This is a genomic window from Corynebacterium sp. KPL2830 (assembly GCF_040225635.1).
In the GTDB taxonomy this organism is placed as follows: Bacteria; Actinomycetota; Actinomycetes; order Mycobacteriales; family Mycobacteriaceae; genus Corynebacterium.
The window spans coordinates 86,033-100,021 of the sequence record NZ_JBEHFR010000002.1 but is presented as its reverse complement, the minus strand read 5'-3'; the positions used below and the strand labels follow the sequence as shown (position 1 = coordinate 100,021).

14 protein-coding genes are annotated in these 13,989 nt (G+C 59.0%); 3 read left to right on the top strand and 11 right to left on the bottom strand.

The features are described 5' to 3' along the window. Positions 1–14: 14 nt before the first annotated feature. The 6 genes from rsmD to ABRP87_RS01335 are packed head-to-tail and all read right to left on the bottom strand — an operon-like array spanning position 15 to position 6,017. The gene (gene rsmD, locus ABRP87_RS01360) at positions 15–608 is read right to left on the bottom strand and encodes a 16S rRNA (guanine(966)-N(2))-methyltransferase RsmD (protein WP_023026493.1); all 594 of its coding nucleotides are present in this window, start codon (positions 606–608) and stop codon (positions 15–17) included. Further along, a complete protein-coding gene (locus ABRP87_RS01355; RefSeq protein ID WP_023026491.1) occupies positions 609–821 on the bottom strand; it encodes an acyl-CoA carboxylase biotin carboxyl carrier protein subunit in 213 nt (70 codons plus the stop codon). A gap of 19 nt (positions 822–840) precedes the next feature. Beyond that, positions 841–2,973, bottom strand: coding sequence for an ATP-dependent DNA helicase RecG (locus ABRP87_RS01350; RefSeq protein WP_349867250.1), 2,133 nt, complete (start codon positions 2,971–2,973; stop codon positions 841–843). Positions 2,974–2,975: 2 nt separating this feature from the next. Then, on the bottom strand, positions 2,976–4,328 hold the full coding sequence (locus ABRP87_RS01345) for a DAK2 domain-containing protein (protein WP_034659361.1): 1,353 nt from the start codon (positions 4,326–4,328) through the stop codon (positions 2,976–2,978). Between the two features lie 10 nt (positions 4,329–4,338). Beyond that, a complete protein-coding gene (locus ABRP87_RS01340; protein ID WP_023026485.1) occupies positions 4,339–4,977 on the bottom strand; it encodes a uracil-DNA glycosylase in 639 nt (212 codons plus the stop codon). Positions 4,978–4,979: 2 nt separating this feature from the next. Continuing rightward, positions 4,980–6,017, bottom strand: a complete 1,038-nt coding sequence (locus ABRP87_RS01335; protein ID WP_034659362.1) for a thiamine-phosphate kinase — start codon at positions 6,015–6,017, stop codon at positions 4,980–4,982. Between ABRP87_RS01335 and ABRP87_RS01330 the strand changes: the two genes are divergently transcribed. Then, positions 5,965–6,864 (top strand): DUF3515 domain-containing protein, encoded by a 900-nt coding sequence (locus ABRP87_RS01330; protein WP_349867247.1) that lies wholly within the window; start codon positions 5,965–5,967, stop codon positions 6,862–6,864. The genes ABRP87_RS01335 and ABRP87_RS01330 overlap by 53 nt on opposite strands. Before the next feature lie 42 nt (positions 6,865–6,906). On the opposite strand, the gene ABRP87_RS01325 is transcribed toward ABRP87_RS01330, so the two are convergent. Together ABRP87_RS01325 and ABRP87_RS01320 are read right to left on the bottom strand one after the other, a co-directional pair. Further along, the gene (locus ABRP87_RS01325; RefSeq protein ID WP_349867245.1) at positions 6,907–7,974 is read right to left on the bottom strand and encodes a D-alanine--D-alanine ligase family protein; all 1,068 of its coding nucleotides are present in this window, start codon (positions 7,972–7,974) and stop codon (positions 6,907–6,909) included. 22 nt (positions 7,975–7,996) lie between these two features. Further along, the gene (locus ABRP87_RS01320) at positions 7,997–8,995 is read right to left on the bottom strand and encodes an NAD(P)H-dependent glycerol-3-phosphate dehydrogenase (RefSeq protein WP_023026477.1); all 999 of its coding nucleotides are present in this window, start codon (positions 8,993–8,995) and stop codon (positions 7,997–7,999) included. 149 nt (positions 8,996–9,144) lie between these two features. Between ABRP87_RS01320 and ABRP87_RS01315 the strand changes: the two genes are divergently transcribed. After that, positions 9,145–10,143: an NUDIX hydrolase gene (locus tag ABRP87_RS01315; RefSeq protein WP_023026475.1), complete on the top strand. Its 999-nt coding sequence runs from the start codon at positions 9,145–9,147 to the stop codon at positions 10,141–10,143. Between the two features lie 28 nt (positions 10,144–10,171). Here ABRP87_RS01315 and ABRP87_RS01310 read toward each other — a convergent pair whose 3' ends face one another. From ABRP87_RS01310 to leuC, 3 genes are all read right to left on the bottom strand, one after another. Next, complete coding sequence (locus tag ABRP87_RS01310; protein ID WP_349867243.1) at positions 10,172–10,960, bottom strand: hypothetical protein; 789 nt, start codon at positions 10,958–10,960, stop codon at positions 10,172–10,174. A 137-nt stretch (positions 10,961–11,097) separates the two neighbouring features. Then, positions 11,098–11,688, bottom strand: coding sequence for a 3-isopropylmalate dehydratase small subunit (gene leuD, locus ABRP87_RS01305; protein WP_349863084.1), 591 nt, complete (start codon positions 11,686–11,688; stop codon positions 11,098–11,100). A gap of 22 nt (positions 11,689–11,710) precedes the next feature. Continuing rightward, positions 11,711–13,132, bottom strand: coding sequence for a 3-isopropylmalate dehydratase large subunit (leuC, locus tag ABRP87_RS01300; protein WP_284771558.1), 1,422 nt, complete (start codon positions 13,130–13,132; stop codon positions 11,711–11,713). Positions 13,133–13,184: 52 nt separating this feature from the next. Here leuC and ABRP87_RS01295 point away from each other — a divergent pair, with 52 nt between their 5' ends. Further along, complete coding sequence (locus tag ABRP87_RS01295) at positions 13,185–13,868, top strand: IclR family transcriptional regulator (protein WP_349867242.1); 684 nt, start codon at positions 13,185–13,187, stop codon at positions 13,866–13,868. Positions 13,869–13,989: the final 121 nt, after the last annotated feature.

Below are 13,989 nucleotides of genomic sequence, written 5' to 3'. Positions count from 1 at the left end.
AAATATCGCTTTCTCTAGTTATCTAAGGTGTCATCGGCATCGTCGGTGCCGGGACGGGTATAGACTGCCATATCCATGCGCGCGATGCCGAAGGTACGCTTCTTTAATTTCTGCCCCGTCGGCACAAACCCTTCTGGCCATTCGGTCTCGGGCGATTCGACGTGGCGTTCAATGACCACCATCGCGCTATCTGTAAGCACTGGCTCTATTGCGGCGATGAGCCCGGCGACATCGTCAAACGCATAAGGCGGATCCGCTAGAACAAGATCGAAGTAGCCGCGCGGGGCACTGGCCAGGTACGTAGATACCTTCCTTTCCTCCACGCGGGCACCAGGATGTTTCACCACGCCAATGTTGTGCTTGATGATGGACACCGCCGCAGGGTTCGATTCCACCAGCACCGCCTCTTCTGCCCCACGGCTTAATGCTTCCAACCCCAAGGCACCGGAACCAGCGAATAGGTCAAGCACCTTGGAACCCTGGAACCCCCAGCGGGCATTCAACGAAGAAAACAGGCCTTCCCTCGCGCGATCGGCGGTCGGGCGCGTACCCTCCGCCGGAACCTTGATGGTCCGCCCCCGCGCTTCGCCTGCAATAATCCGCGTCATTTACGCTTCTCCAATCTCCATAATTAAGTCTCCGCCAATAACATCGCTAAAATCTGCCACCGCTATGCGAGTAATCGTCCCCGGGCCTGGGGACACGACGGGCGATTCCAGCTTCGTCGCCTCAACGGTAGCTAGCTCTTGACCAGTGCTGATCTTCTCGCCTACATCGACATGGCAGCGAACGATGCCCGCGAAGGGGGCGTAGATTTTCATACCTATAGCCTATCCCCTCTTAATTTTTCTCCAAGTATTCCTGCTCGCTTTGACTCAAATTCCGCGTCAACTCTTCGGCCAACTGGGGATTGCGCTGGACCATGGCATACGCATCCGCGTGAGTGCGCTCAACGATATCTTGGTCATCGGCAAGGTTGAGCAACCGCAGCGTCCGGTGCGTACCAGATTGCACCGCACCCAGGATATCGCCCTCATGGCGTTGCCGAAGGTCTAATTCCGCAAGGTCAAACCCAGACGAGGTCTGGGCAATCTGGGTAATGCGCCGATACGAGGCCGAGTTATCCTCCGCTTTCGTATGCATCAGGCAAATGGACGCGTTGCCACCGCGGCCTACGCGCCCGCGCAATTGGTGTAGCTGGGAGACGCCGAAATTCTCCGCCTCGCGGATGAGCATGACCGTGGCGTTGGGAACATCGACGCCCACCTCGATGACCGTGGTGGATACCAAGATATCGATCTCGCCCCGGGCAAATGAGGTCATGACCTCATCCTTATTCGGCATCTTGCCGTGCAAGATATCTACCCTCAGCCCCTTAAACGGGCCAGCAGCAAGCTGTTCCGCCAGTTCAAGCACGCCGCCCTCGCCTTCGATGCGCGGGCAGACGATATAAGCCTGGTGGCCATGCGCCACTTCCTCGCGGATGCGCTCGAGCGCCCGCGCCACCCATATGGGCCGCCACTCCGCCACCACTGCGGATTGAATCGGCTTTCTCCCGCCGGGCAGCTCAGCGAGCGTCGATACCGCGAGATCACCGAAAATCGTCATGGCGATGGTGCGTGGGATGGGGGTTGCCGTCATGACCAAAACGTGGGGGCTTATCCCCTCGCGCGTCTTAGAGCGCAGGCTATCGCGTTGCTCTACGCCAAAGCGGTGCTGCTCATCCACGATCACCAACCCCAAATCGAAGAACTCGACCGATTCTTGAATGATGGCATGCGTGCCGATGACGATATTAGCCTCACCCGAGACGATATCCAGGAGGGCTTGGCGCTTCTCGGCGGTCCGCATGGAGCCGGTTAAGAGCACAACCTTGACGCCTTCTGGCACCGACGTGCCAATAGAGGCCGCGTGCTGGGAAGCCAAAACCTCGGTGGGAGCAAGCAGCGCCGCCTGGCTCCCAGCATCGACGGTCTGCAGCATGGCGCAGGTGGCGATCATCGTTTTCCCCGAGCCCACCTCGCCCTGCAACAAGCGCATCATGGGTAAGGAACCAGACAGGTCATCATCGATCTCAGTGATGACCCGTCGCTGGCCTCGTGTGAGCTCAAAAGGCAGGTGGGTCAATAACTCTTCGCGGAAGCCGCCCAAAATGGCGGGCATCGTCGGCGCCGTGTGCGCGTGCGCATCGCGCTGGCGCAGCGCCATGACCAGGCCAATGGAGAGCGCCTCGTTGTACTTGAGGCGCTGGATCGCGCGCTGCGGGCCAGCCGCGCCGGGCTCATGGATTTCGCGCACCGCTTGATCCAGGCTGATAATCATCTGCTGGTCTAAAGGTTCCCTAATGGTTGGCGTGTGCGCGAGCACGTAGTGGATGGCCCCCATGAGGTACCACGAGGTGATCTTCGCCGTGGCGGGATACACCGGGATCCATTCCCGCTCGAGCAATAATGTATCGAGCCGCCCGAATTGGGACAGGTTGCGCAGGGACCCGGTTGCCTTCTGGGGCTTTCTTTTCCCCGCCGTTGGCGCCTGTTCGCGGTAGGCGGCGAGTTCTCCGTCTGGGCGCCCGAAGGCGTCGATTTCTACGAAGTCCGGCTGCTGCAGCTGGGGCTGCTGGCGGAAATATTTCAATTTTCCGCTCATCATCACCCGCTGCCCACGGTGGAGCATGCGCAAGACGTACATGGCATTAAAAAACGTGGCGATAATATGACCATCGAGCTGGACGTTGATGATGGTCGTCTTGCCCGTATCGCGGGTCGTTATTCCCGTTACGGTTCCGGTTACGGTGACGATATCGCCCTCGGCGGCATCGCCAAGCCCCACGTCTTTATTATGGCGAATATAATCGCGCGGATAGTGCGCCAAGAGTTCCCCGCAGGTCTTATATCCCAGCGCCTTGGTGATCTTCGTGGCGTCTTTTTTATCCAAAACATCGGTCAACGGGCGATCATCTTGCCAGCCAAGCATCGCTATTCCACCCCAATCTCAGTGGGAATATCCGGCACCTGCAGGGCCACAACGTCGACGCCAAGCTCTGCCGCCAATTCTTCCTGCGAGATAGTAAGCGGGCTAATGACCGTGACCTGCTCCCCGCCTGCGGCGAGCAGCTGGCGGCACATCTTAGCGATGGCTTCTTCAGATTCTTCCGCTGGGTGCGCCACCCGCATCGACTGCGCCGCATCGCGCATGGATTCTACTACCGCGGCGGTATCCGCATTATCCGGCTCATAGACGGAGATGGCGGCAAGCCCCGCCGCAAGCGAAGAAATGTCCACGGTATGCGCTGCAGTTGCGTGTTCTTCTAGCCCGCTGGATAAGACGATGTCCTCGCCAGCCGCGTGGATGGTTTCTCCTGGTTCGACCACCGTAACCCCAGCGGACTGCACAAGCTCAGCCACGGGGCCGGCGGGCACTGCGGCATAGACGGTGCGCGTATGACCGGCGCCAGTGTCTCCGCGCGGGGCCGAGGTCTCCGGAAGTGCCTCAAGCCGCAAGTTACTGACCGATCCTGCGGCAAAGGCGGTTTCGATGACCTCACCGGCCTGGGTGGAATGGATATGGATGGAGGCGCTATCCTCTCCTGCCTGCGCGATGACCAGGCTCGTGCCCAAGGGGGCAATCTTCTCCTTCAGTACCGCGCTATCGCCTTCGAAAAAGAAGACCACCTCGAGTTCAGTGACGGTCTCTTCCATGGATTCGGCTGCGTGGCTGGTAGTGCCCTCGATTTCTGCAAGGAGGGCTTCTAAAAGGATGACTAAACCGGCACCGCCTGCATCCACGACCCCGGCTGCACGCAGTTCTGGCAGCTGCGAGGGTGTTTCCGCAAGGGCTTTCTGGGCTGCCGAAATCGTCTCCGCTACGACGCCGTGAAAACTAGATTCGGGTTGCCGCGCGGTGTGCTCCGCCTTTTCTGCCGCACACCGCAATACGGTAATGACCGTGCCTTCCACCGGCTCCGCAATGGCTCGGTCCACGAGCTCTACCGCATGCATAAGCGAAGCCGCAAAGATGGCGCCATCGATGGTGGAATCCACGGTGGCCTCCGCGACCCCGCGCAAGACCTGCGAGAGGACCATTCCGGAATTTCCCCGCGCCCCGCGCACAGCCCCCATGGCTAGCGCGGCCGCAACGTCGCCGCCGCCCTTTTCCACCTCGGCGACGGCGGCTTCCATGGTGTGCGCCATATTCGAGCCGGTATCAGAATCCGGCACCGGAAAAACGTTGAGCGCATTGATTTCGGCGCGCCGATGGGAAAGCTCGCCTACAGCGCGGTGCGCCCAATTGCGCAATCCGTGAGCGTCCAGCGTGCTGGGGTATGACATGCGCAATAGTTTACAAGTCCCACGCGATCTCTCGCGCGCCTTGGTCCCGCAAAAGGGCGTTTGCCCGGGAAAATGGGCGGGACCCAAAGAACCCGCGGCTGGCCGAAAGCGGCGACGGGTGCGGGGAGGTAATGCAGGGCACATCGGGGAGGAAGCGCTCGCAGGTTTGGGCATCGCGGCCCCATAAAATGGCCACCATAGGCGTGCGGTTAAGGGCGCGAATGGCGGCCTCGGTCACCTCTTCCCAGCCGATGCGCCGGTGCGATCCCGCCTGCCCCGGCGCCACGGTCAGCACCCGGTTCAGAAGCAGTACCCCCTGGTCGGCCCAGGCGCTCAGATCGCCGTCTTCGCGCCCGCGAACGCCCACATCGTCATACAGCTCGCGGTAAATATTGACCAAGGACCGCGGGGGTTTAACCCCTGGCTTGGTGGAAAAGGCCATCCCCATCGCGTGGCCGGGGGTGGGATAGGGATCTTGGCCGACGATGAGCACGCGGACATCGTCAAGCGGCATCTGCAATGCCCTGCATACGTCTTCTGCCGGCGGCAGGTAATCCTGATTGTCCAGCGCCTGAGAAATCCGTGGCCACTGCTGCTCCAGCACCGGCGCGAGAACCGGTTCCCACGAGGGATGGTAAGTCGGGTGCATATCTAAAATCCTGCCCACCCTTCTGCATAACGGGGTCGTTGACCATCTACGGTGATGCCGCTGCCGCGCGAGACGGTGCCGATTTCCCGGAACCCCGAAGGCGCCTGCTTTGCGGTGGTTCCAATCAGGGTATGGTCCTCGCCGCCGGCTAGGACCCATTGCCACGGATCGCAGTCAAGGACGGCGGCCGCGGCGTGCAGGAGTGGATCGGGCTGGATGGCATCGGCATCCAAATCAATGTGTACCCCAGAGCGCTGCGCCATGGTTCCGCAGTCTTGGATGAGGCCATCGGAATTATCGGTCATGGCCGTAACCTCAGCGGCGCGGGCGATAACGCCGCGGCCGGGGCTGAGCCACGGGGCGCATTGGGCATCAATGAGCGGGTACAAATCCGCATGCTCTGCCGGCAGGTCGCGGCCAAATCGCTGCAGCAGGGACAAGCCTGCTGCGGCGTGGCCAATCTCGCCGTGGGCCACGACCTTCTGGCCCGCCCGCGCCGCATCAAGGGTCAACGCGGCCCGGCTGCCGCCCAAAAAGCCAATGGCGGTGATATTGATAACCAGCAGGTCCGATTTCGTAATATCCCCGCCCACCAGCTCAGCATTGTAGAAAGAGCAATGCTCGGCGATGCCCTTGGCCACGCCCCTGACGAAACTCACCGGCGTGTCGCTCGGTGCAGCGATGGCTAAAAGGGCCGCCACTGGGCGCGCACCCATGGCTTCGATATCGGCGAAGTTGCGCAGAATGGCCTTTTTGCCAATTTCGCGCGGCGTGGACCATTCCCGCAGGAAGTGCCGGCCATCTACCATCAGATCGGTAGAGGCCACCGTGCGTGAATTAGGTGGTGCCGCGAAAAGCACAGCAGCATCATCGCCATTCAAGCTACTGGGAGCGGCCGCGGTAATTTCTCGAATCACCGCCTGCTCCCCCACGTCCGCGAGAGTCTGACTTAAGTTCACCGGCATCCTTTCGATAAAATGAGCCCCTATGACATCCCAATTTAACCGCACCGCGATCTTCATTTCACTTGGGTTGTCCATAGTGATGGTTCTAGCGGTCCTTTTCGGCGCGAAATACGTATTCACAAACACGGCCAAGTCCCCCGTGGCGGTTTCCCCGGTGGATTCCCCAGAGGCCAACTCGCAGGCGTGCACTGACTTTGTGCACGCGCTTCCCGATGAAGCCATGGGTCAACCGCGCGCCGATGTTGCGGAACCCGTACCCGCCGGCGTTGCCGCCTGGGCCGCCAATTCCCAGGAAAAGGTAACGGCGCGCTGTGGTGTTTCCATGCCCTTCCAGTACACCGATTACTCCACCACGCAAGATATCGATGGTGAGCAGTGGTTCAAGGTAAAGGACGCAACCTCTGGCTCCAACCTTTCTACCTGGTATTCGACCCAGCGCTTTCCCGTCGTGGCGGTAACGACTTTTAATGACGAAGAGCCGAAGGACCTCAACGAGGCCGTTTCTACCCTGGAGAATAAGCCAGCGGAGACCCACCCTGCCCCGTTGCGCGATCTGAAACCGGCCAAAAATGACCGCTGCGCCGCAGTAGAAAAGGCGCTACCGGATGAGATTGCGGATGGCTACCACCGCCGCGATGTAGACGATAAGGACACCTACGTGTGGAGCTCTGAGGGGCACGAGGACATCGTCGCGCGCTGTGGCATCGCCCAGCCGGAAAATTACGAGGCAGGCGTGCAGCTCCAACAGGTCAACGACATTGCGTGGTTTGAGGACACGACCTTGGCGCAAGGCACTACTGCTGGAACCTGGTTTGCGCTAGGCCGCGAGAATTACCTGGCACTGCACGCCCCGCAGGATTCCGCGCAGGCAGCATTGGTGGCCCTCAGCGATATCACCGCGGAGCACATTCCAGAAAGGTAAAACCAGCGTGACTGCCGTACCGCTACGTCACGCGGTACGGGCTTACGCGGTGCGTGCTTGGGCGCGGGCGATGAGCACCTCAAGTAGCGTGGGATAATCCACGCCAGAGGCCGCCAACACCTGCGGGTACATGGAAATCGGGGTAAATCCCGGCAGGGTATTGACCTCATTGATGTACAGGCCTTCTTCGGTGACGAAGAAATCCACGCGGGAAAGGCCGGCGCAGTTGAGCGCCTTAAAGGCCTGAATCGCCATATCGCGCAATTGCTCCGTGAGCTCTTCCGGGAAAGGCGCGGGAATCTGGGCCGTAACCACGTTATCTAGGTACTTGGTCTCAAAGCCATAGAAACCCTCATCGGAATCATCAATGCCCTTGAGCAGGGCCGGCACCGAGGCAATCAGCTCGCCATCCGGGTATTGCAGGACACCGACTTCCACCTCGCGGCCGACGATTTCTGGCTCGACCAAAATTTTGTCATCGTCTTCCAAGGCAATGCGTATGGCTTCTGGGAAATCTGCCCAGTCGCTCACCTTGGATACTCCAATCGAAGAGCCCCCGCGGGCGGGTTTGACGAAGACCGGGAGACCGAGGCTGTCTTTTTCCTCCGCGGTTAATTCCGTACGCCCTTGGACGATAGCCTCTGGTGCCACCGGCAAGCCCGCTGCGGATAGAATCTTCTTGGTAAATTCCTTATCCATCCCCACCGAAGACGCCAATACGCCAGGGCCCACATAAGGGATACCGGAAAGCTCAAAAAACCCCTGCATAGTGCCGTCTTCACCATAGGGACCGTGGAGAATGGGGAAAATAACGTCGACCTGGGCATACAACGATCCATCATTAATCGCGCGGATTTCGCCCTTGCGCGAAGGATCGACAGACAATGCCATTTCCGTGCCGTACTTGACCTCTGGCATGACGCCATCGACGATTTCTAGCCCCTCGGTATCACCGGGCGTCCACGTACCCTCGCGCGTAATGCCAATGGGCACCACCTCGAATTTTTCCGGATCGAGGTGCTTCATAATTGCGCCTGCAGATACGCAGGACACGGAGTGCTCGGTACTGCGGCCACCATAAAGGACGGCCACGCGGGTCTTTTCAGTCATAGGCGATGATTTTACCTTTCTGCTACTCCGACTTCTTGGAGCGACCCATAAGGGCGATAATCATATCGTCTACCGCCATGCCTTGATGGCACACACCGTAGACGGCTTCCGTAATGGGCATCTCTACACCAGCCTGCTGGGCTAAGCGGAAGATGGAATCCGAAGAAAACACACCTTCTGCCACCTGGCCATTGGTGGCCGCCTTCGCTTCTTCTAGGCTGCCGCCTTGACCGAGGCGATAACCGAAGGTTCTGTTGCGCGAGAGCGTAGAGTTACACGTAGCCACCAAATCGCCCAAACCTGCCAAGCCGGAAAAGGTGAAAGGCTCCGCGCCCAATGCCATGCCAAGGCGCGTAATTTCCGCCAGGCCGCGGGTAATCATCGTAGCCATGGTGTTATTGCCCAGCCCCTTGCCTGAGGCCATGCCGCAGGCCAAGGCGATGACGTTTTTGCAAGCACCACCGATTTCGGCGCCGATGACATCGGTATTTGTGTAGGGCCGCAAGTAGGGCGCTGCGATGGCCGCCTGCACCGCCTTGGCACGCTCTTCGTCGGTGCAGGCGATGACCGTGGCCGCAACCTGCCCCTGCGCCACTTCTTTAGCCAAGTTGGGCCCAGAAAGTACCGCCACGCGCTGGGGATCCACGCCCGCCGCATCCACGATGACTTCGCTCATGCGCTTTAGCGTGCTGGTCTCTACGCCCTTGGAAATGGAGACCAGGGTGGAATCTTCAGGCAGTGCGGGCGCCCACCGCTCCACGTTGGCACGCAAGGACTGCGATGGCACGCCGAAGACCACGATATCCGCGCCGGAGAGCGCCTCTGCCTCGTCGTGTGTGGCGCGCAGTGCCGCAGGTAGGTGAATATCCGGCAAATAATCCGGGTTGATGTGCGTTCTATTAATCGCGTCCGCCAATTCGGTCCGTCGCGCCCACAGGGTGACATCATTTCCTGCATCCGCAAATACTTTGGCCAGGGTGGTACCCCAGGAACCAGCACCCATCACCGCTACATTTACCATGGCTTCCTCCAAACGTTTTCCTATTATTTCCACCTTAAGGCATTTATCATTCTGGGCGTGGCAAGGATGCGGCAGGGATCTCCCCCGTGGAACAATGACCATGAGGTTAACGCCAAATTTTCACTTACCGAAGGAAGGCACAAAGAGCTATGCCGAGCGCGAAGAAGATGCACGAGACCGATAAAGATAAAAAGTCCGAAAAATTCATTTCCGGCCGGCATCAAGAAATTCCGGTGGATCCCGCCAAGGAGTTTCCCCGCACTACCCTTGCCGCCGGTGCCGTCGTCTGGCGCGGCGACCCTGCGAACCCAGAAATCGCACTCATCCATCGCCCGCATTATGACGATTGGTCCCTGCCCAAGGGAAAGGTGGACCCAGGCGAATCGCTGCCTACTACCGCGGCGCGGGAAATCGAGGAAGAAACCGGCTTTCACGTGCGCCTTGGCAAGTTGATTGGCAAGGTTACCTACCCTGTACAGGGGCGCACCAAGGTGGTCTATTACTGGGCGGCGTTCTACCTCAACGGCACATATACGCCCAACGATGAGACCGACGAGCTGCGTTGGGTGCCCATTGACCAAGCACAGCAGCTTTTGTCTTATGACGTTGACACCGACGTCGTCGCCAAGGCGCAAAAGCGGCTGCAGCTCGCCCCCACGACGCGCGTATTGTACGTTCGCCACGCTCACGCCCATGACCGTAAGAAGTGGGAAGGCGATGACAACCTGCGACCTTTGGATAAGAAGGGCCGCCGCCAAGCGGAAATGCTCGTGCCTATGCTGGCCGCATACCACCCCACCGCGATCTATTCCGCTCGCCCGCACCGGTGCCAGCAAACCGCCGCGCCGCTTGCCGATGAGCTGGGTAAAGACATTGCCATTAATAAGGACTTTGGCGACGAGGTGTGGGAAAAGAACCCGGCGGCCGCCAAGAAAGCTTTCCGTCGTGTTGTAAACGACGGCGGGGTGCCTGTCATTATCAGCCAGGGACAAACCATCCCCGGCATCATTGAGGACTTAGCGCCGCAATTCCTCAAGAAGCCGCAGGAGGAATTGAAGTTTAAAAAGGCCTCGGTGTGGGTTTTGTCCTTCAATAACGGTGAATTAACTGGCGCCGATTATCTTCCCAGCCCCCTGCCGGTGCGCTAGTCAGACCGGGACGCACGAGCCCCTGCCCCTAGCCGTGCATGCCGAGGTTGCGGCGCACAAAGAGGGTGGGGGTCAAGGCCATGAGTCCCGGCAACACGACGACGCCCACCACGGTTGAGCCCAGCGCCATGTAGAGGATGATGAGCGAGATTCCGACCAGCAAGGTGGTACCGACGTCCCTCTTTGCGATCTCCGCGGAAAACTTAAAGCAGTCCCCTAGGCCTAGGTCAGGGCGTACTGCCTTGACGGCGGGGACCCACCACCAGAAGAACAGGGCGAAAAGTCCGGGAATTACCAGCAGGACTAAGCCGATGCCGATGACCACGCTGGTAACGAGGTAGGCCAGCATGATGCCACCCATGCCCTTGAACGTGAAGAAATCCCTGAATGTTAAATCCTGGCCATTGACCTGCTTATTAGCGGCTTGGTACCAGATTGCATTTGCCCACAGATAGACAATTAACAGGGCTATTACCGCGAGGGCGAGTAACACCACGCCCAGGACGCCGAGGGAACCGTCCAAGGCTGCTCCCTCGGTCGCCGCCTCGATGGAAAGGGAACCGCCACCGGCGGCAAAGACGATGGCAATGATGAGGTATGCGACGAAAAGAACGACCATTTGCACCAGCGGGGCAAAAAGCCACGGTACCCAATTGCGGCCGAAATAGCGGAAACTATCGCCAATAATGCTGACGGTATCAGTATCGCCTGGGCCGGGCGACTCACGAAAATATCCCGGTTGCCCACCTGAGTAGGGCTGTTGGGAGTGGTGGTTGTAGCCATCATGGTCGCGTGATCCGGAATAAGGCGAAGTCATACCGCAGAGAATAATAGATAAACCCAGCTGCACGCTTGCAAAGTTAGTATTGTTATTTGACCGTTACCCCACCACTGCCCCGGATCATGGCGACGGTGGTGTGCGCCCCCGCCAAAGCGTGAGGCGCACCTGCTGGATTAGTCCGCGTGAACCGCAGGTTTGAAGCTGGCGCGGGAGTGCTCGAAGCTCGTGATCGCTTCTTCATTGCGCAGGGTGATGCCGATGTCATCGAGGCCTTCCATCAGGCGCCAGCGCGTATAGTCATCAATATCGAATGAGTAGGTGTTTTCACCAACCTGAACGGTGCGCGCCTCCAGATCGACCGTGACTTGGGTTTCCCCTGCCTCCAACTGCTTCCAAATAAGCTCGATGTCCTCTTGTTCCATCAGCCCTGTTAGCAGACCAGACTTTCCCGAGTTGCCACGGAAGATATCCGCAAAACGCGAGGAGAACACTGCTTTGAAGCCGTATTCGCGCAGGGCCCATACTGCGTGCTCGCGAGAGGAACCGGTGCCAAAGTCGCGCCCTGCAAAGAGAACAGAGCCGTCCTTGAACTGCTCTTGGTTAAGTACGAAGGTGGAATCAGAGCGCCAGTTGGAAAACAGGCCCTCCGCAAAGCCCGTACGCTTGACCGATTTGAGATAGCGCGCGGGAATGATTTGGTCCGTATCCACGTTGGACGCCCGAAGCGGGACTCCGGTGCCGGTATGGGTGATAAATTTCTCCATTATTTCAACCTTTCTCGCGTGCTTATTTCAGGTCAGCCGGGCTGGACAGGTATCCGGTGACGGCGGTAGCGGCAGCAACCTGTGGGGAAACGAGGTGGGTTCTCCCGCCAGGGCCCTGCCGGCCTTCAAAGTTACGATTGGACGTGGATGCAGACCGCTCCCCTGGTTTCAGTTGATCAGGGTTCATGCCCAGACACATGGAGCATCCCGCCGTGCGCCACTCTGCACCGAACTCCTGGAAGATTTGGTCGAGGCCTTCCTTTTCCGCATCGGCTTTAACCACCGCGGAGGAAGGAACCACGATCATCCGCGTATTGGCATCGATGGTGCGGCCCTTGACCACCTCAGCGGCGGCGCGCAGATCCTCGATGCGGGCATTGGTGCACGATCCCACGAAGACGGTATCGATCTTGATATCGCGCAGTGGGGTGCCTGGCTGCAGGTCCATATACTCCAAGGCCTTTTTCACGGTGGCCTTGGAATTGTCATCGCCACAGTCTTCCGGATCCGGTACGGTTTCGCCCAGTGGCAGGCCTTGACCCGGGTTCGTTCCCCACGTCACGAATGGTGTCAACGCTGTTCCGTCGATTTCTACGACGCGATCGAATTCGGCGCCATCGTCAGTAGGCAGCGTCTTCCAGTACTCCACCGCGGCATCCCAGTCGGCGCCCTTAGGAGCGAACTCGCGACCCTTGACGTACTCAAACGTCGTTTCATCGGGCGCAACCATACCGGCACGAGCGCCGGCCTCAATGGACATATTGCAGATGGTCATGCGGGCTTCCATGGACATCTTTCGGATGGCTTCACCGCGGTATTCGATGATGTAGCCTTGGCCGCCACCGGTGCCGATCTTGGCGATGATCGCCAGGATGAGGTCCTTTGCGGAGACGCCTTCCTGCAATTCGCCGGTGACTTCGACGGCCATCGTCTTAAATGGCTTCAAAGATAGCGTCTGGGTAGCCATGACGTGCTCTACCTCTGAGGTGCCGATGCCCATGGCGATGGAGCCGAACGCACCGTGGGTCGAGGTATGCGAATCGCCGCACACAATAGTCATGCCGGGCTGAGTAATGCCCAGTTGTGGGCCAACGGTGTGCACGATTCCTTGCTGCTCATCACCCATCGAGTGCAACCGCACGCCAAATTCTTCGCAGTTCTTGCGCAAGGTAGAAACTTGGGTGCGCGATATCTCATCTTTAATCTCTAAGAGGTTGCCGGATTTAATGCCTTCCGTTGGCACGTTGTGATCCTCGGTTGCCAGGTGCAATTCCGGGTGCCGCATTGTGCGGCCTTGCAGGCGCAGCCCATCGAAGGCCTGCGGACTGGTAACTTCGTGCAAAAGTTGAAAGTCAATATAGATAAGGTCTGGTGCGCCCGCGTCGCCCTGCTGGACAACGTGGTCACGCCATACTTTTTCTGCCAAGGTCAGCTGCTGGTTCATAAACATCACTCCACACTTGAAATCTCATAATTTGGGACGTAGATTTCATTATATGGGAGAGTATAGCGCAGTTTCCGGCATTAAGGTACTAGATCGTGCAATGGCCATCATGATGGCCGCCGCAAACCATCCATCGACCCTTAATGAGTTATGTGAAACCACGGGACTACCTCGGGCAACGACGCACCGACTAGCCACCGCGTTAGAAGCACACCGTATCCTCGTGCGCACCCCTGAAGGAAAGTGGAAGGCAGGTCCAGCACTCCCCGGCAACCGCGATCACATCTTAGAAGTCGCAGGCCCCATCATGGATCAGCTCCTCAACCGCACCGGTGAGTCCATTCAGCTCTATGAGTTCACGGGAACCACCCGCACCTGCATTGCCACTCGCGAACCCAAATCCGGCCTACACAACGTGGTTCCGGTGGGACGACAGCTGCCACTAACCTCTGGTTCTGCAGCACGCATCATCGCCGGCTACGTGGATTTCCCCCTTGACGCCGCGCAATTCAGCACCGCCGAGGTGGAAGCTGCCCGCCGCCAAGGCTATGCAGAATCCATCGAGGAACGCGAAGCTGGCCTAGCTTCCATTTCCGCCCCCGTCTTTGATTCTTCTGGCGTTTTTTGCGCAGCGCTGTCTATCTCAGGCTCCGCTGAGCGCTTCCGCCCCTCGCCCGCCAAGAAATACGCCCACCTTCTTACCTCCGCCGCCCAAGAACTTTCAGAGCTGCTCTAGCTTCCCCAACGCCTAACCAATGCCCTGGACCTCCCACCGGCCCAGGGCATTGTCACGTCTCACCCCTGCATACCCCACCCCATCGTGGCCTATTGAAGAAATATCGAAAATCTCCCGCACG